16 protein-coding genes are annotated in these 18085 nt (G+C 71.0%); 9 read left to right on the top strand and 7 right to left on the bottom strand.

The features are described from left to right. Positions 1-23 precede the first annotated feature (23 nt). The 3 genes from OEB96_RS44420 to OEB96_RS44410 are packed head-to-tail and all read left to right on the top strand — an operon-like array spanning position 24 to position 2331. Positions 24-563 (top strand): RNA polymerase sigma factor, encoded by a 540-nt coding sequence (locus tag OEB96_RS44420; protein WP_266223064.1) that lies wholly within the window; start codon positions 24-26, stop codon positions 561-563. Then, the gene (locus OEB96_RS44415) at positions 556-1371 is read left to right on the top strand and encodes a hypothetical protein (RefSeq protein ID WP_266223063.1); all 816 of its coding nucleotides are present in this window, start codon (positions 556-558) and stop codon (positions 1369-1371) included. The genes OEB96_RS44420 and OEB96_RS44415 overlap by 8 nt, the downstream gene beginning before the upstream one ends. 45 nt (positions 1372-1416) lie before the next feature. Continuing rightward, positions 1417-2331: a hypothetical protein gene (locus OEB96_RS44410; protein WP_266223062.1), complete on the top strand. Its 915-nt coding sequence runs from the start codon at positions 1417-1419 to the stop codon at positions 2329-2331. A gap of 6 nt (positions 2332-2337) precedes the next feature. Here OEB96_RS44410 and OEB96_RS44405 read toward each other — a convergent pair whose 3' ends face one another. The 7 genes from OEB96_RS44405 to gcvA all read right to left on the bottom strand — a co-directional run bounded on the left by OEB96_RS44405 (position 2338) and on the right by gcvA (position 11267). Next, positions 2338-4503 (bottom strand): spermidine synthase, encoded by a 2166-nt coding sequence (locus OEB96_RS44405; RefSeq protein ID WP_266223061.1) that lies wholly within the window; start codon positions 4501-4503, stop codon positions 2338-2340. 43 nt (positions 4504-4546) lie between these two features. After that, a complete protein-coding gene (locus OEB96_RS44400; protein WP_266223060.1) occupies positions 4547-5500 on the bottom strand; it encodes a hypothetical protein in 954 nt (317 codons plus the stop codon). 15 nt (positions 5501-5515) lie between these two features. Then, positions 5516-6460 (bottom strand): hypothetical protein, encoded by a 945-nt coding sequence (locus tag OEB96_RS44395; RefSeq protein ID WP_266223059.1) that lies wholly within the window; start codon positions 6458-6460, stop codon positions 5516-5518. Between the two features lie 103 nt (positions 6461-6563). Then, the gene (locus tag OEB96_RS44390; protein WP_266223058.1) at positions 6564-7958 is read right to left on the bottom strand and encodes an NHL repeat-containing protein; all 1395 of its coding nucleotides are present in this window, start codon (positions 7956-7958) and stop codon (positions 6564-6566) included. A gap of 135 nt (positions 7959-8093) precedes the next feature. After that, a complete protein-coding gene (locus tag OEB96_RS44385) occupies positions 8094-9068 on the bottom strand; it encodes a LamG domain-containing protein (RefSeq protein WP_266223057.1) in 975 nt (324 codons plus the stop codon). Positions 9069-9075: 7 nt separating this feature from the next. Then, positions 9076-10272, bottom strand: coding sequence for a hypothetical protein (locus OEB96_RS44380; protein WP_266223056.1), 1197 nt, complete (start codon positions 10270-10272; stop codon positions 9076-9078). A 65-nt stretch (positions 10273-10337) separates the two neighbouring features. After that, on the bottom strand, positions 10338-11267 hold the full coding sequence (gene gcvA / locus OEB96_RS44375) for a transcriptional regulator GcvA (protein WP_266223055.1): 930 nt from the start codon (positions 11265-11267) through the stop codon (positions 10338-10340). Positions 11268-11369: 102 nt separating this feature from the next. On the opposite strand from gcvA, the gene OEB96_RS44370 reads away from it, so the two are divergent. Genes OEB96_RS44370 through OEB96_RS44345 form a run of 6 tightly spaced genes read left to right on the top strand, consistent with a single transcriptional unit; the run spans position 11370 to position 18083 of the window. Further along, on the top strand, positions 11370-12005 hold the full coding sequence (locus tag OEB96_RS44370) for a hypothetical protein (protein ID WP_266223054.1): 636 nt from the start codon (positions 11370-11372) through the stop codon (positions 12003-12005). Then, positions 12002-12601, top strand: coding sequence for a hypothetical protein (locus OEB96_RS44365; RefSeq protein WP_266223053.1), 600 nt, complete (start codon positions 12002-12004; stop codon positions 12599-12601). The genes OEB96_RS44370 and OEB96_RS44365 overlap by 4 nt, the downstream gene beginning before the upstream one ends. After that, complete coding sequence (locus tag OEB96_RS44360) at positions 12598-14373, top strand: V-type ATP synthase subunit A (RefSeq protein ID WP_266223052.1); 1776 nt, start codon at positions 12598-12600, stop codon at positions 14371-14373. The genes OEB96_RS44365 and OEB96_RS44360 overlap by 4 nt, the downstream gene beginning before the upstream one ends. After that, positions 14370-15683, top strand: coding sequence for a V-type ATP synthase subunit B (locus tag OEB96_RS44355; RefSeq protein ID WP_266223051.1), 1314 nt, complete (start codon positions 14370-14372; stop codon positions 15681-15683). The genes OEB96_RS44360 and OEB96_RS44355 overlap by 4 nt, the downstream gene beginning before the upstream one ends. After that, complete coding sequence (locus tag OEB96_RS44350) at positions 15680-16318, top strand: V-type ATP synthase subunit D (protein WP_266223050.1); 639 nt, start codon at positions 15680-15682, stop codon at positions 16316-16318. Before OEB96_RS44355 ends, OEB96_RS44350 begins: the two co-directional genes overlap by 4 nt. Then, positions 16305-18083 (top strand): V-type ATP synthase subunit I, encoded by a 1779-nt coding sequence (locus tag OEB96_RS44345; RefSeq protein ID WP_266223049.1) that lies wholly within the window; start codon positions 16305-16307, stop codon positions 18081-18083. The genes OEB96_RS44350 and OEB96_RS44345 overlap by 14 nt, the downstream gene beginning before the upstream one ends. Positions 18084-18085 lie beyond the last annotated feature (2 nt).

The following is an 18085-nucleotide window of genomic DNA, read 5'->3' as shown; positions in this document are numbered from 1 at the left end:
GACACTCACCCCTGCCTGCCGTCATGTCCTCGTCCACCGCCGTGCCCAGCGCGTCGAGCTCCAGCCGGTTGGCTGAGGTCGAGCGGCTCTACGCCGAGCACCACGCCCTGGTGTGGCGGGTGGCGGGGCGCTTTGGGGTCGGCGAGGACGAGCGCGAGGACGTGGTGCAGGACGTGTTCCTCGTGGTCTACCACGCGCTCGATCGCTACGAGGGTCGCGGCGCCATGACCTCGTGGCTGTTTGGGATCACCCGAGGCGTGGCGCGCAATCGGGTGCGTCTACGCGAGCGACGGAGGCGATCGCTGCGGGCCTTGCCCTCGCCTCCGGTGTCGGCCGAGCCCGAGGAGGTCGAGGCGGCGCAGATCCTCGAGCGCTTCCTCGGCTCGCTGTCGTCGCGCCACCGCGTGGTCTTCGAGCTGTCCGAGCTCGAGGGCTTGACCGGACCCGAGATCAGCGAGGCCACGGGCTGGAAGCTCAACACCGTCTACACGCGGCTGCGTGCGGCTCGTCAGGCGTTCGACGCCTTCACGCGCGCCCACATCGAGGGAGGCTCCCATGGATGACATCAAGCGGCTCCAGCAGCAGTGGCTCGAGGCTTCCCGCCGTCATCACGCGCCCTCGGAGGCGGCCGTTCGGCGCATGCGACGAGGGCTGCGTACGCGCATCGAGGCTGGTGAGCCCGCGCCGAGCGTGGTGGAGCCCGAGCCCGAGGCTCCCGCTCCCGCCGCCAGCGTGGGCCCGTGGCTGTGGGGGGCGGGCGTGCTGCTGGCTGCCGCCGCCGCGCTGCTGCTGTGGGTGGGGCAGGGGGGCGGCACGCAGATCACTCGCGCCTCCGAGTCCAACGCCGCCAGCTACGATGCGAAGGAACGGGACGCCGCCCAGGCGGCACGCACCCGGCCGCAGGGCGTGGCGCGAGCGAGCGCCGAGCCCACGTCCGAGGCCTCGGCTCCGATCCCCGGGGAGCGACCGCCGGCTCCCGCTCCTGGCGCTCGCACGCGCGCCCGTGGGCCCGACTCCGCGTTGGCGCCGAGCCCGAGGGCCTCGGTGGGCGGGGACCAGTCCGCGCTCGCACCTCGCCCCTCGGTCGAAGCCGCCGGTCTCGACGTGGCCGGCGAGGTCGCGGTGCTGCGCCGCGCCAAGGCAGCGATCGAGGGACGCGACTGGGCTCGTGCCTCCAGCGTGCTGGTCGAGTACGAGCAGAGCTACCCCGGCGGCGTCTTGGCTCTCGATGCACGCGCCCTGCGGGTGCTGGTCGATTGCCACCAGCGGGCCACCAACGCCGTGGTGCGGGCCACCGACTTCTTGCAGCGACACCCCTCGTCGTCGCTGCGCGATCGCATACGCGATGCCTGTGCGATCGACCGCGATTGATCGCTCGTCGCAAACGGATCGCTCGACCTGGTGACACTCATGGTCGTGATCCGCACCAATGACCTCGTTCCCACCGGGCTGCGCGTCGGCCTGCTCGCCACCATGCTCGTGGGTTGTCCCGCCGATCCAACCTCGCTCGGCGAGCTCGTGGGATCGTCCTCGGACGGCGAGGGCTCGACCGATGACGAACTCACGGGCACCATCTCGGGCACGAGCGCGGGATCGACGGCCTCCGAGTCCACCGAGGACGGCGGCACGGCCCTACCCCCCGACGTGGGCGGCGACGGCTCTTGCGGGATCTTCCCGGGCGATCCCCAGTGTCCGCCCGGCGAGAAGTGCATGCCCTGGTCGAGCAACGGCGACACGAATTGGGATGCATGGAATTGCTTCCCGGTGGTCGAGGAGCCCGACGCGGTCGGCGAGCCCTGCGAGGTGATCGACGGGCCACTCGTGGGCCTCGATTCCTGTGAGGCAGGCGCGATGTGCTGGGACGTGGACCTCGAGACCCTCGTGGGCACCTGCCAGCCGTTTTGCGAGGGCTCGGAGCTCGAGCCGACCTGTGCCGACACCGCTCGCTTCTGTGCCATTGGCGGCGATGCCAGCCCCTACGTGTGCGTGGAGTGGTGCGACCCCCTCGCTCAGGAATGCGCGGTGGGAGCATGCCTGCCCTACTACGACTGGTGGTACTGCCAGCCGAGCGGCGACGGGGCCTACGGAGATCCTTGCCTCAACGACTACTCGTGCCTTCCCGGGCTGCTGTGCACGCAGTCGTCCGCCGTGCCCCCCGGTCTGCCCTGCGAGGGCATGACCAGCTGCTGCACCGAGATCTGCGATCCGTCCGATCCGCTCGGCGACGCCCAGTGCACGGGCGCCGGCGAGGGGCAGACCTGTCAGCCATGGTACGGCCCGGGGGAGGCACCCGCCGGCCTCGAGAACGTGGGCGTCTGCGCCCTTCCCTGAGGCACGCTACTCGAGCACCTCGACCAGGTTGCTGTACGCGTCGGTCCAGCGCGGCCACGGCCCCTCGTGCTCCGGGACCTCGGTGGGATCGGCCAGGGCCACGATGGGCTCGAACGCCGCCACATCGCGGGCCAGCAGCATCCACTCGCTGGTGTAGACCAGCGCGTCGTCCTGGCCGTCGTCGATGCGGATCACGGCCAGGTCGAGGGTCTCGGCCAGGCCTCGCACCACGGGATCGAGGTCGAGGTAGCGATTGGAGATGTGCACCGCGATCACGCTGCCGTCGTCGCGCAGGTGCCGAAGGTAGAGCTGCATGGCCTCCACCGTCAGCAGGTGGGCCGGGATCGCATCGCTCGAGAACGCATCGAGCGCGAGCACGTCCAGGCCCTGATCGGGCTCGCGCTCGAGGGTGATGCGGGCATCGCCGAGCTCCACCTCGACCGTGCCCGGGCAGTCGCGCAGGTAGGTGAAGAATGGCGTGGGCCCCGACGAAAGCGCGAGCACGTCGGGGTCGATCTCGTAGTAGCGCACCTGATCGCCGGCGACCGCGTAGCTGGCGAGGGTCCCGGTGCCCAGGCCCACGAAGCCCATCCGCAGCGGTTGCTTGGCCGTGCGGCGCGGGTGCGTGGTGATGGCCAGGCCGACCCCGCTGCCCGGGCCATAGTAGCTGGTGGGCTGGCGAGACAGCTCGGGATCCTCGTACTGGAAGCCGTGGATGATGCGGCCGTGGCGGAGGCGGGTGCGTCGGTTCTCGTCCTTCCAGTCCTGGTCCACGCGCAGCACCCCGAAGAAGCCGCGCGAGACGTGCAGGTTGTCGTCGAACTGCTCGTGGGCGTGCTGGGCCAGGGCGATGGCCATGGCGAGCACGAACACCGTGCCGAGCCCCGCGGCCACCTGCCGAGCCCTGCGCAGGCGTTTGGCCAGCGCGGGCGAGGACGGCCCTGCTTGCGAAGGTGATGGCTGCGCCAGGGCCAGCGCCAGGGCCAGCGCGGACACGGCCACCAGCGCCAGCGGCAGCTCCCACAGATCGGGGAACGCGGCGGGGGCCACGATCCCCGTGAACACGCCACCCGCGGCGCCGCCCGCCGAGACCAGCAGGTAGAACCCGGTGAGGTGGGCAGGAGCAGGCTTTCTGCGCACCAGCTCGCCGTGACAGACCATGCAGGCGAAGAACAGGGTCGACAGATAGGTGCACAGCTGCACCAGCATCGGCGCGCCCACGCCCAGGTGGATCACCACCGTGGTGCAGCCGGCGCTGACCAACAAGAGCGGCACCCAGATGCCCCGGCGATAGGCCCGCTCGTACTCGAAGCAGAGCACGAAGCTCAGCAGGTAGAGCGCCAGCGGCAGCATCCACAGGAAGGGGATCACCGCGACCTCGAGCGAGATCTGGCTGGTGATGGCCAGCAGCAGCACCGAGGCGAGCATGGCCAACACCAGCCACAGAAGGCGCGTGCGGGCGGTGGGCGGGGCCTCTTGCTCGCGTGCGGGCGCGCCGGCGGGGCTCGACGCATCGCTCGTGGAGGAGGGCGCGGTGCGTCCCACCAGCATCGCCGTGCTCGCGCAGCCCACCGCGAACACGAGGAAGCCCGCCGACCACACCCAGCCCTGCTCGGTCACCGAGAGCAGCGGCTCGAGCCCGAACGGATAGCTCAGCAGGCCGAGCAGCGAGCCGAGGTTGGACAGCGCGTAGAGGCGATAGGGCGACGCGCCCGGGAAGCAGCGGGCGTACCAGCTCTGGAGCAGCGGTCCCGTGGACGACAGCACCAGGAACGGCAGGCCGATGGTGAACAGCAGAAGGCCCAGGATCGCCAGCGACGGGATGTCACCCTCGGCGGGCTTCCATGCATCGGACGGGGTGATCGGCGAGGGCCACAGCAGCACGCGGACCAGCAGCAGCGCGGTCGCCAAGCCCAGCGCGGCGAGGTGGATGTTGCGCTGGGCCACGGGGGACGAGCGGCTGCCCACCAGGTGCGCGTAGCCGTAGCCGAGCAGCAGGAGCACCTGGAAGAACAACATGCAGGTGGTCCACACCGCGGGGGCGCCCCCGAACCACGGAAGGACCTGCTTGCCCAGGATGAACTGCACCTGGAACAGCAGGCAGGCCCCCACCCCGATGGTGGCGGCAAAGACGAGCGCGGCGGGTGAGCGAGTCGGGCTTGGGGGCGCCAAGGCGGCGTAGCATAGCCCGCCCCCCCGAGCGCGGTCGCCATCGCTAGCGCGGGCTCACCCACAGCGCCGTGAACGTGCCCTCCGACGCGCCCGCGACCACGTCGGCCCACGTTGCGCCCGGCTGCGGCTTGGCCTTCGGATCGACGGTCACGGGCACGGCCACGCCCAGGCGCGTGGGCACCTCGGCGCCCACCGAGAGCGCGTAGAGCAGGGTTGCCATCGTGTCGACCTTGGGGCAGCCGCAGCCGACCAAGCCCGCCGCCATGCCGCGCGCGAGCAGCTCGCAGCGCTGCTCGGGGGCGGCCACCGCCACCGCTTCGAACGCCTTGGCCGCACCCGGGCAAGGGGGCATGGCGCGGCTGATCTCGTCGGCGAGGGCAGCCGCACGCTCGCTGGGATCCTTGGCCTCGACTCGTGCCGTGAGCTCGGCGAGCAGCTTGGGGTCGCGCGGCTTGGGAACGTTGCCCACCGACGTGGTGCCCAGCTGCACCCAGCCCTGGGACAGCCCCGTACTCGCGAGCACTTGCAGCGCCGAGGCCACGTCCTTGCGCGCGGTGGTGCCGTCGATGGCGAGCACCCACGACAGCGGCCCGCGCGAGCGAGAGGCCATCGCGGCGTGCTCGCGCTCGGCGATCAGGCGCGCCTCGAGCTCGCCCAGCGGCAGCGGCGAGCCCCAGCCCACCACCACGCCCTTGGGGCTCAGCTCGAGCCGCAGCGCGTTGCTCGGCGCCGACGAGGGGGCGGACTTCCAGGGGGTGAACGGCACGTCGACCGACAGCAACTGCTCGGAGATCGTGCATGCGTCCAGCAGCTCCCGCTCCATCTCCTGACCACGGACCGCACAGGTCTGCGCAGACGCGGCGTCGGGATCCTTGGTCTCGGTGCCGGCGTCGGCCTTGGCATCGGGCTTGGTCTCGGCCTCGCGATCGCAGCCGGGGGCGACGGCGAGCGTGGCGAAGGCGAAAACGAGCGGAGCGAGGGAGCGCGACCAGGGCATCGGGCCCGCACGCTATCACGCAGCGCGCGGCGCGGGCGGCTCGTGGGCGCTCTCGATGATCCGAGCACCGAGCCATGTGCGAGGCACCCAGGCCACGGGCCACTGAGTCGCGGCGCGGCGATACGCGCCGTCGCCGGCCTCCTCGCAGCGCACGAGCACGTGATCGCACTCGAGCGGCGTCTCTCCCAGGCAGGGCAGGCGCTGCAGGTCCGCGCGCTCGGTCGCGTCGACCGGAGCCGCGACCAGCCGCCAGCTCGGCACCAGGCCCAGGGCCACCCGGGCCACGAAGCGGTGCCGTGACGCGCGGCGCAGCCCCGCCACCACGGCCAGCCCCGCTCCGAGCAGACCCATGCCCCACGCGGTGCTCAGGAGCGCGGTCCCGTGCCACGGCTCGTCGCCACCCGCTCCCCAGGGGCCGTGGGGGATCGACGGGTGCAGCCGCATGGCCAGCACCAGCACCGTGCCCGCGGAGGCCAGCGCCAGCCACACGCCCAGCGCCGCGAGCGTGGTGTCGGTGGCATCGGGCGAGGGCCGCTGCCACGCCCGCATGAACGTCGCCACCGGGATGCTCAGCGCCAGGCCGAACAGCAGCCCGAAGCCCAGCCCGAACGGCGAGCCGACCACCGCCACCAGCGGCAGGAAGGCCAGCGAGTCCAGGCTCCCGCGCTCCGCCACGCAGGCGGCCATGAATGCCACGGGGCCATTGGCCACCCCCAGCAGCAGCGCCCAGCCCACCGTGCGGCCGACCGCAGTACCCGGCTCGACCAGGCTGCGCGCGGCCAGTCGCACCGTCAGCCCGCACATGGCGGCGGTGGCCAGCGACGCGGCCAGCCAGGGCGCGGGATCGAGGCGGACGATCGTGGGGATCGCCGCCATGCCCATCACCAGGCTGGCCGCGGCCACCACCCACACCAGGGCGGTTCGAAGGGACGAAGCGGGGAGCAGCGGCTGGGGCGACATCGAGGGTCCACGGTAGCGCGAATGGATGCGCGAAGGGGCGACTGCCCCGACTGACGGTCGGGGAGGGCGCACCGACGGTCGTGGACGAGGGACGAGCGGCTCGCTACCCCGCCGCCCCGCCGCCGCCCACGGTGTTGAGCGCAAACCCGGTCATGTCCGAGTAGGTGTATGCGCCCACGAGCCCGTTGTACGAGGTCACGGTGCCGGTGCTGGGATCGACGCGGTGCGCCCCGTTGCCGTTGACCGCCCACACGTAGCCGTAGAAGTCGATGCTCACGCCATAGGACGTGGGCGTGGGCCACTGGTGCACCACCGCGAACGTCTCGCGATCGATCCCGAGCAGCCCCTGGCTCCCCAGCCACAGCAGGCCGTTGGGATCGTCGTCCGCCATGCAGCCCGCGTTCCAGTGCGGCAGCTCGTTGCTCACTGCCCACAGCTCCGTCACGGGGTCGAAGCGCGCCACTCGGCTGGCGCAGTTCCACACGTAGCCGTTGACGTCGACCGTCATGCCGTACCAGTGCGAGGTCGCGATCACCGAGGGCCCGGGCCACACGGTCACCGCCATGGTGTCGATGTCGACCCGCACCAGGTGATTGCCGGTGGCCCAGCCCGTGGCCCAGAAGTTGCCCTCGGAATCCACCGCGCCGCCGTAGAGGCCGTACTGATCCGCCTTGAGCCCCATCACCGCCGCGGTGTCGACCACGATGCCCGCGTCGCCGTCGATGAGCACCACCTCGGCGTCGGTGCCGGAGCCGTTGCGCCCGGCCGTCCACAGCATCTCGTTCTCCCACTCGCAGCTCTGGGAGTTCCACTCGCCCGGAGCCCACGCCACGGGGCGCTGGCTGCTGTAGCCGAACGGGATGTGCCACGCGCGGCACTCCTCCTGATCCCACGGCAGCGGAGCGTTGCCCACCGAGGTCTGGATCCCCGCCACGCCGTTGGTGTCCTGGCAATCCTCCTGGGTCGCCCAGAACTTGGTGATGCCGCCCGAGCGGTTGGCCACCGCCGCGTGACCCGACAGGCTCACCGAGGTGCGCGAAGGGCTGCCCGAGAGGTCGGGCCGCGTGTAGTAGCGCGCCACCTCGGTCACCGTCTGCGTGTCGATCTTGGAGATCGTGCCCTGGGTGCTGTTGCACGCCCACAGGAACGAGAACTCGGGCTCGTCCTTGCCGCCCATGCCCCCGCTCATGCCCGGCTGGCACCAGCCCTCGCCGCCGCCGTCGGGCATCATGCCCACGTCGAAGTAGACCGCGGGACCCGTCTCTCCATCGGCGCCGTCGCTGCTGCTGGCGGGCCCGGTGGTGGTCGCCGCCGAGGTCGCCGCGCTGGTGGCTCCGCCGCTGTCCTCCGCGGTGGTGGCCGGCTCGGTCGTGGGCCCGCTGCCGGGCGGCAACGTGGTCACCGTGTCGCCGCCACCGTCACCGTCGCCCTCGGATCCACCGCAGCCCCAGGAACCCAGTCCCACCGCCATACAGCACACGAATCTCGCCAGTCGCATGAGTCTCGCCCTTCCTCGCCCATTCAATCACGGATCGAGGCGGGTGTTCATCTTTCTCGCGGGACGTCGCGCAATCCCCCGGCCCCGACCTCGGGAAGACGCTCGCGGGCCGCTGCGACGCGGAGCCCGCGGAGCTCACGCGGGGCCTTCGGCCGCGAGCGCCTGCACCTCTCCAGCGGAGAGCGCTCGCCCATAGAGCCGCAGCTCGTCCAGGCCTCCCAAGAAGAGGTCGTCGATCATGCCATTGCTCGCCCCCGCGCCGATGATGATGTCCTGGGCGTCGAAGCCGGGCGTGCTGGCCGAGGCCTGGTCGACCAGCTCGCCACCGATGTAGAGCGCCACGCCGTCGCCATCGTAGACCCCCGCCAAGTGCACCCACAGGGCCTCGTAGCCCAAGATCGTCTCGGACAGGGTCACGCTCTGTTCCGCGTCGTTGGCGATCGCGAAGTAGAGCACCTCCTCGAGCCGCAGCTCCCACGAGTTCCAGTTGGCGTTGGTCCTTGCGAGGTAGGGCTTCTCCGCGATGGCCATCGCGGACGGGCCGGTCTCGGTAAAGACCCACACCGCGATGGTCAGCGCGTCGGGAGTCTCGAGCCCGGGGTCGTGGGGCACGACGAGGTGGTTGTTCGTGAAGGCGCCCCCGTTGCCGACCCGCCCGGGGAACGCAAACGGGCACAGGCCCTGGCACTGTGCATGGCGCTCGTTGCCGCTGCGGTCGAGCACCTGGCTGCCGTCCATCTCCTCGAAGTCGAGCCACAGCAGCAGCTCGTCGCTCCCGGGGCCCCCCATGGTCGTGTCGTCGTCGGCGGAATCGACCGACGCGGACGCGTCCTCCGAGGCCGGCTCGCCACCCGAGCCCGAGCCCGTGGCGCCCTCGTCCACGCATTCTTCCGCCAGCTCGGGCGGAGCGTGTATGCCGTAGCGCTGTCCCGAAGCGCAGTCGCCGCTGGGGAAGCTGCAATGGCCGTTGGGCTGGCACACGCCCTCGATCCCCGCGAACACGCACTGGCCGTCGGCCTCGCATTCGAACACGCTGCTGCCCGTACAAGAGCCGCCGAGCGCCGCGCCGAGCCCCAGGCCGACCAGGAGGGTGATGGTCGTCGAGCGCATGGTCCTGCTAGCCCGGTGGCTCGTAGGTCTGACACGCCAGGTCGACGTTGTTGGTCAGCGCGTCCTGGATCATCAAGGGGATCTGCGCCGCGCCGTCGCAGATGTTGCCCGCGTACCCGTTGGTGCCCGCCTGCATGTCCGCGAACTCGTACAGCCGTGGCGCGTGGTGGGCCTGCGCGCACTCGCCCAGGCCCACGCCGCAGCAGGTGGCCGGCTGTCCGCAGGTGTTGAGCCCCTCCATGATCGTGGGGTCGCCCGCGACCACGACCGCGGCGACGGCCGCCGGGTCGCCACCCTTGAGCGTCACGAGCTGGTCGTAGATGGTGTCGACCGGCTGTGGCGTCTGCGTGCACAGGAAGCCATCACAGAAGCCGCCGAAGCCCATCTGATCGTAGTAGCCGTAGTCGTCGACGTCGGTGATCAGCACCAGCACGAGCAAGGCGTCGGGTCGCAGGAAGCCGGAGGTGTCGAGCGCGAGGGTCGACAGCGCCGTGCTGAGCACGTGCTCGCAGCCGATCGGCGTGCAGTTGGCGCAGGGCACCGAGAGCGCGGCCGAGGAGAATGCCGAGGCGATCTCCTCCTGCGTCATGTCGTTGCTGTCGAACCACGGCTGACCGCCCGACCCGATGAAGCCGCCGTTGTTGTCGTTGGTGATCCCGATCCGGTACTCGATGCCGCCGCAGTTGAGATCCTCGAGGTCCTGCACGATCGCCGTGAACGCCTGCGAGGCCGCGAGCGCCTGGATCTCCTCGTTCATCGACAGCGACGAGTCGATCGCGAACAGCATGTCCACCCGGGTGCAGCCGGTCTGCGAGCACGGCCCCACGGGCAGGTCGTTGGAGCCCACGTCGAGCTTGAGCCCGCCGCTGTCCTCGTCGGCCGTGGCATCTCCCATGCTCATGCTCATGCTGCTGGGTCCCGGGCCGCCACCGGTGCCATCGCCATCGACGCACGTGTCGCCCTCGCAGGTCAGCCCCGGATCGCAGGCCCCACCGCCCGTGCACGGGCATCCCTCGCGACCCACCGGGCAGTCGATGAGGATGCACTTGTCGTTGACGCAGGTGAGCCCTGGATCACACGCGCCCCCCGTGGTGCAGGCGCACTCGAGGCTGCCCACGGCGCAGTCGGTCTCGCTGCCCGTGCCGCAGGCCCAGCCCGCCAAAAGCCCCAGTCCCAAGCCCCCGGCCCATGCAAGCCAACGCATGGGGCGAGGATATCATCCGAACGAGCGCGGCTGCGATCCTCTGCTTCCGTGCCCTGCTCGGCGGGTCAGGGCTGGGCCCGGGTCGATGGTTCGTGGAGCGCGGGCATGGTGGGCATGCTCTCGCGAAGCCATCGCACGAAGCTGGCCACCGAGGGGCGATCGAGGCCCCCGCGGGGCGCGACCAGCCAGTAGGAGAAGGGACTGCGCACCGCGGGACCGAAGGGGCGAACGAGGCGACCGCTGGCGATGTCGTCCACCACCAGGCAGGTTCGGCCCAGCGCCACCCCCTGGCCAGCCACGGCGGCGGTCATGGTCATGCTGGTGTGGCTGAAGTGCGGGCCCGCCAGATCGGGCAGCCGCACCCCGGCGGCCTCGAGCCAGCGCTCCCAGCTCGGGCGCTCGGGGTGGTCGAGCAGCACGTCGTCGTGCAAGAGCGTGTGGTGGACCAGGTCGGCGGGCTCGCGCAGCGGTGCGTCGCGCAGCAACTGGGGGCTGCACACCGGGAACACCTCCTCGGTGATGAGCAGCTCGATGTCGAGACCCGGATAGCTGCCCTCGCCGAAGCGAATGCACAGGTCGATGTCCTCGTGGCGCGGGTCGACCATGCGGTTGGTGGAGGCGATGCGCACGTCGGCCTCGGGGTGGAGGCGCCCGAATTCGTCGAGCCGTGGGACCAGCCAGCGCACCGCGAACGAGTGGCTGACGCTGACCGAGAGCCACCGACGGCCGCGTTGCTGCTCGAGCATGCGCAGGGCCTCGGCAATGTGGCCCAGCCCTCGGGTCACCGCCTCGCCGAGCAGCCGGCCCTCGCGGGTGAGCTCCACCCGCCGGGGCAGGCGCGCGAACAGCAGATAGCCCAGGTCGTCCTCGAGGGCGCGGATCTGATGGCTCACCGCACCCTGGGTCACGTGCAGCTCGCGGGCGGCCGCGGTGAAGCTGCCCAGGCGTGCGGCGGCCTCGAACGTCTGCAACGCGGGAAGCGAGGGCAGGTTCACATACATGAACGAAGCTAATGTATCACGCCAAATCTATTCCCTCGAAGGCGCTCTCAATGGGTTCATGTTGACCTTGGGTAGCGAAGGACTGGAGCGAAGCTCATGAACGAGAGGGTGACCGAAGGCCTCGAGCAGGCCGTCGAGGCGCTGTGTCGACGCGGAATCGAGGCCGGCGAGCGAGAGGCCAATGCGCTGGTGGCGCAGGCGCGGGCCGAGGCGGCCGAGCTGCGGGATCAGGCGCGGGCCGAGGCCGAACGCATCGTCGAAGACGCACGGCGGAGAGCCGAGCAGCAGCGCACGCAGCTCGATCGAGAGCTGCGGCAGGCGGCGGCCGCCGGAGTGCTGATGCTGCGTCAGGCCGTCGAGCAGGCCGTGCTCGGCGCGACCCTCCACGAGGTGCTCGAGCATGCGCTGGGCGATGGCCCGACGCTCGAGGCCCTGCTCGTCGAGGCGGCCCGGGCCTTTGCCGCGTCGGGCCATGGTGATGCGGAGCTCGAGGTGCTGCTGTCGCCGCAGGTCGCCGAGCGGCTCGGCGCCGCGCTCATGGCTCGGGTCGGACCCGTCGCTCGGCGGGGCGTACGGCTTCGGCCCGAAGGAGGGCCGAGTGGGGGATTCGTGCTCGCCGCGGATGGAGTGCAGCTCGACTTCAGCCACGAGGCCTTCACCCAGGTGCTGATGCGCTTCTTGGCCCCGCGCTTTCGGCAGTACCTCGGAACGCGCTCGCGGGAGGTCGCATGAAGCACTATCGCCTGTGCACCGAGCTGCCGCCGCGGCCGGTCGCCCCGGGTCCACCGGCGCTGGCCCTGCCTCGGCTATGGGTTCGTTGTCGTGAGGAGCTCGATGCGCGGACCGTGTCCGCGGTCGAGGCTCTGATCGCGCTCGACCAGCCCGAGGCCGGCACCGGGGCCGAGCCCGGGGCGGTCGAGGCCGATGCGGTGACCCGAGGGCGGGCGCGGATCGAGCGGGCGCGGCAGCTTGCGGACGAGTCGGGCAGCGAGCTCCTGCGGGCGTGGACCGCCCATGAGCAGGCGCTGCGCGAGGCCCTGGCGGCCCGGCGTGCGGAGGTGCTGGGTCGCCCCTGGCCTGCTGCGGCGCCCGACGTGGAGGATCGGGCCACGGCGCTCGCCGCCATGGTGGCGGGAGCCATGGCGGGCTCCGATCCGCAGCAGCGGCAGTGGACGCTGGATGCCGCCCGCCTGCGGGAGCTGGAGCGGCTCGTGGGCATCGACCCCTTCGACACCGACGCGCTGCTGGCCCAGGTGGTGGCGGCCATCGTGCTCCAGCGCTGGGACTTCGACGACGAGGGGGAAGCCCTCGAGGAGGTGTGGGCATGAGCGACCAACGAGCCAGCGGCACGATCGTGGGCGTCAACGGCAACCTCGTGGCGGTACGACGGCATGGGCCGGTGCGGCAGGGCGAGGTGGCCGAGGTCGAGTGTGGATCGGAGCGCCTGATGGCCGAGGTCATCCGCGTCGACGGCGAGGTGGCCCAGCTCCAGGTGTTCGAAGACACCCGGCGGGTCGCGGTGGGCATGAAGGTCGCGTTTCGCGGCGAGCTGCTCTCGGTGACCCTGGCCCCGGGGATGCTGGGCACCATCTACGACGGGCTGCAGCGCCCGCTGCATCGGCTCGACGATCGCCAGGGCCTGTTCCTGCGACGAGGGGCCCAGGCGCCTGCGGTCGATCTGCAACGGCAGTGGGCGTTCCATCCCACCGCTGCGCCGGGTGCTCGGGTGCAGGCGGGTGAATTCCTGGGCTGGGTGCAGGAGCATCACATTCGACACCACGTGATGGTGCCGCTCGATCTGCGGGGCTCGGCGACCCTCATCCATGTCGCGGACGCCGGAGACCGGCGGGTCGACGAGGTGGTCGCGATCCTGCGGACCGACGACGGTCACGAGCGTGCCGTGACCATGCAGCAGCGCTGGCCGGTCAAGCGCGCCATCGACCGCCACGAACGGCGTCTCCATCCGAGGCAGCGGTTGGTCACCGGCTGCCGCATCATCGACACCCTCTTTCCCATCGTGCGAGGCGGAACCGCCTGCGTGCCCGGGCCCTTCGGCGCCGGCAAGACCGTGCTCCAGCAGCTGCTGGCCCGCTACGCAGCGGTCGATCTCGTCATCGTGGTGGCCTGCGGCGAGCGGGCCGGAGAGGTGGTGGAGACCATCGAGGAGCTCCCTCGCCTCGTGGACCCGCGCACGGGGGGCTCGCTGATGGAGCGCACCATCATCGTCTGCAACACCTCGTCGATGCCGGTGGCCGCTCGCGAGGCCTCGATCTACACCGGGATCACCCTGGCCGAGTACTATCGGCAGCTCGGCCTCGACGTGCTGGTGCTGGCCGACTCCACCTCGCGCTGGGCCCAGGCCATGCGCGAGACCTCGGGGCGCCTCGAGGAGATTCCCGGTGAGGAGGCGTTTCCGGCGTACCTGCAGACTCGCATTGCCGGGCTCTACGAGCGGGCGGGGCTGGTGGAGCTGCGCGATGGATCCACCGGGGCGGTCACGCTGATCGGCACGGTGTCGCCGGCGGGAGGCAACTTCGAGGAGCCGGTCACCCAGGCCACGCTGAGCGTGGTGGGGGCGTTCCACGGGCTCAGCCGCGCGCGCTCCGACGAGCGTCGCTATCCGGCCATCGATCCGCTGGAGTCGTGGTCCCTCTACCCGCGGCGGATCGACGACGACGATCCTGCCTGGGACGCCGCAGTGGAGTTCTGCCGGACCACTCTGCGCCGCGCCGCCGAGGTGGATCGGATGATGACGGTGGTGGGTGAGGAGGGCGTGCCGCTCGGTGATCTGGTGGTGTACCTCTGCGGTGAGCTGCTCGATGCGGCCTACTTGCAGCAGAACGCATTCGACGAGCTGGACGCCTGCACCCCCATGGATCGCCAGAAGCGGGATCTGGTGCGGATCCACCGGGCGCTGACCATGGAGCCGTCGCTGCCCGACAAGGTGGCCGCCCGTCGCTTCTTCGCGTCGCTGACCGACGCGTTCTACCAGCGCAACTACTGTGCACCGGGGTCGCCGGAGCTCGTCGAGCAGGATCTTCGCATCGACCAGCTCCTGGCCCAGGTCGGCCCCACCGCAACACGAGCAGGTGCCGCATGATGAGGACACACCGGGGAATCGACACCATCAACGGCGACATCGCCAGCGTCTTCGCCGACGGCGTGGGCTTTGGAGAGCTCGCCGTCATCCGCAACCCCGACGGCGAGGAGAGCCTGGCCCAGGTCGTTCGCCTCGCCGGCCGGCGGGTGGCCCTGCAGGTGTTCTCGGGAACTCGCGGGCTCTCGGTCGATGCCTCGGTGCGCTTCTTGGGTCGGCCCATGCAGCTGCGGGTCAGCCAGCAGCTCTTGGGGCGCGTGTTCGACGGCTCGGGGCGCCCGCGTGACGGCAAGCCTTCGCTCGACGAAGGGGAGCCCGTCGAGCTCGCAGGCCCCTCGGTCAACCCGATACGACGGCGGTTGCCCGGGCGGCTCGTCGAGACCGGGATTCCCATGATCGACGTGTTCAACCCGCTGGTGGAGAGCCAGAAGCTGCCGATCTTCTCCGAGGCCGGCGAGCCTCATGCCCAGCTGCTCGCCCGCATCGGTCTCCAGGCGCGCGCCGACGTCATCGTCTTCGGAGGCATCGGGCTGCCGTTCGACGAGGCCATGTTCTTCCAGCAGACCTTCGAGGAAGGCGGGGTGATGGGGCGTACGGTGATGTTCGTCAACACCGCCGCCGACCCGGTGGTGGAGCGCCTGTTGGTGCCCGACCTCGCGCTCGCGGCGGCCGAGCAGCTCGCGGTGGCGGGGCAGCGGGTGCTCGTGCTGCTGACCGACATGACCGCCTTTGCCGATGCGCTCAAGGAGATCGCGGTGTCGATGGAGCAGATCCCCTCGAACCTCGGCTTTCCCGGCTCGCTCTACTCGGATCTGGCTGCGCGCTACGAGAAGGCGGTGGACCTGCCTGGCGCGGGCTCCATCACCATCCTGGGTGTCACCACCATGCCGGGAGGCGACGTGACGCACCCCGTGCCCGACAACACCGGCTACATCACCGAGGGGCAGTACTACCTCACGGACGGCTGCATCAGTCCCTTTGGATCGCTGTCGCGGCTCGGGCAGCTGGTGGTGGGCAAGGCCACGCGCGACGACCACGGGCCGCTGATGAACGCGATGATCCGGCTCTACGCGCGGGCGCAGGAGGCCCACAAGAAGCTCGCGATGGGGTTCATGAGCACCGAGACCGACGCCCGACACCTGCGCTACGGCGAGCTGTTTCGCCGGCACTTCATGGACCTGGAGGTCGAGCTGCCGCTCTTGCAGGCCCTGGACCTGGGGTGGCGCACGCTGGCCGAGTGCTATGAGCCCCAGCAGGTCGGCATCAAGCGCGAGGTGCTGCAGGCGCGCTGGCCTGGCGAGGTGACGCCATGAAGGACGCGCTGCGCCTGAACAAGAGCTCGCTGCGCGAGCAGAAGGATCGGCTCGGCTCGCTGCTCGAGTTCTTGCCCACGCTGCGGCTGCGTCAGCAGCAGCTGCAGGCGGCGGTCGCCGGGGTGAGGCAGCAGCGGGCTCGAGTGGAACGGCAGCGAGCTGCGCTCCACGAGGGTGCGAGGTCCTGGGCGGGGTTGCTGCGGGCGATGGCCCCGGTCGCGCGCCCGCATGCAGAGGTGGAGCAGGTGGTGACGGCAACGACCAACGTGGCCGGGGTCGCGGTGTCTCGGCTCGAGCACGTGCGCTTCGTGGATCGCACGCACGATCTGCTGGCCACGCCGCTCTCGTTCGACGACGCGGTGGGCGTGCTGCGGCAGGACGCGCGGCTGCACGCCGAGCGCTCCGTGCTCGAGCGGAGCGAGCATCGGCTCGCCCAGGAGCTTGCCCGCACCAGCCAGCGGATCAACCTCTACGAGAAGGTCCTGGTGCCTCGTACGCAGCGCAACATTCGGCGGCTGCGGGTCTACCTGGGCGATCAGCAGACCGCGGCGGTGGGGCGAGCCAAGCTGGCCAAGGCCAAGGCGCAGGCTCGACCTCGGGTCTCGGAGACAGGAGCGGAGCATGGCCATCGTTGAGATGACGAAGGTGTGCCTCTTGGGGCCGAGTGCCGATCGTGACGCGGCCGTGCGGGCGGTCGCGGACGCGGGGGTGCTGCACGTGCTGGAGCGACGGCCCGCGCCGGAGCTCCCGACCGAGCTGAAGGCGCAGCGGGAGCGCGTGGAGCGGATGCTCGCCGCGCTCCCGCCCGGGGACGAGGACGGGCCATGGCCTGGCGCCGAGGCGGCGGCAGGAGAGCTGCGGCGCGTCGAGCGGCTCGTGGCGGCCTGCGACGAGGCTCGAGCGACGCTGGAGCGACTCGAGCGCGAGCACGCCCGGGCCCGGCCCTGGGGAGGGGTGGAGCCCGAGGCCCTCGAGCGGCTGGGCGAAGCCGGGGTGACGGTGGCGGTGTTCGAGGGGCGTCGCTCGCAGCTTCCCGCCGACATCCTCGCCGGCTTCGACTGGGCGTCGGTCGTGCCGCGGCCGGGCGGTCGCGTGCAGCTATGGGTGGTCACGCGAGGCGAGGTGACGCTGCCGCTCGATCGCATGGAGCCCCCCGTGCGCTCGCTCGGCGTGCTGCGTGACGACGTGCGGCGGGCGCGTCGTGTGCTCGCGGAGTGTCTGAGTGAGCGAGACGAGGCGGTTGCGGTGCGCCCGGTGCTCGTGGGCTACCGGCGGTGGCTCGACGACGAGCTCGCGCTGGCCACCACGGCCGAGGGCTTGGGGGAGGGGCAGCCGATCTTCGTACTGGAGGGGTATTGCCCCACGGAGGGTCTCGAGCGGCTTCGTGCCCTGCGAGCCGAGCGCTCCCTGGTGCTGACCACCCGCAGTCCCGCGCCCGACGAGGCGGTGCCCATCGCTCTGCGCAACGGACCCCTGGTACGCACCTTCGAGCCGTTGGTGGCGGCGTTCAAGCTGCCTCGCCATGACGAGATCGATCCCACTCCGCTGGTGGCGCCCTTCATGGGCGTGTTCTTCGCCCTGTGCCTGGGCGACCTCGGCTACGGGATCCTGCTGACCGCGCTCGCAGCCGGCGTGCTGCTGCGAGCACGACTTTCGGGCTTGCGAACACGACCTTCGGGCTCGGTGCGGCTGCTGTTGCAGTGGGCCTTGCTGCTGGGCGTGGTCTCCATCGCCGTGGGGGCGCTGCTCGGCAACCTCTTCGGCGTGAGGATCCACGAGCTGCTCGGCCTGTCGCCGTCGGCCTTGCTGTTCTCGCTGGTGGAGGATCCGAGTCGGCTGCTGATGGTCTCGCTGGGCCTGGGGCTCGTACAGCTACACCTGGGCATGGGCCTGCGTCTGTGGCTGGACCTGCGGCGGCGGCGCTACCAGGCCGCCCTGGGCTCGCTGGCGTGGCTGATGGTCGTCCCCACGCTGGTGCCGTGGGTGATGGGCTGGTGGCCGGGGTGGTCGTTCGGGCTCGTCTGCGTCGCGTTGCTGGGCTTCGCCGTGCCCGTGCCCAATCCGTGGCGGCGCCTGGGCGGAGGCGCGTGGGCGCTCTACGACATCGTGAGCTTGCTGGGCAACGTGGCGTCCTACATGCGCCTGTTCGGTCTGGGCCTGTCGTCGGGAATCATCGCCATGGTGGTCAACACCATCGCTGCGGTGCTGATGGGCGGCCCGGTGGGCACGGTCGCTGCGGTGCTGGTGCTGGTGGTGGGCCACGCCTTCAACTTCGCGATGGCGCTCATCGGGGCGATGGTGCACCCGGCGCGCCTACAGTTGCTGGAGTTCTTCAACACCTTCTTCGCGGGGGGAGGACGGGCCTACGCCCCGCTGAGGAGGACTTGCCAAGGAGAGTAGGA

The sequence above is a fragment of the Paraliomyxa miuraensis genome (assembly GCF_026337845.1).
GTDB classification, from domain to species: Bacteria; Myxococcota_A; Polyangia; order Nannocystales; family Nannocystaceae; genus Paraliomyxa; species Paraliomyxa miuraensis.
The sequence above is the reverse complement of the archived record's forward strand: the minus strand, read 5'-3'. Positions and strand labels throughout refer to the sequence as shown.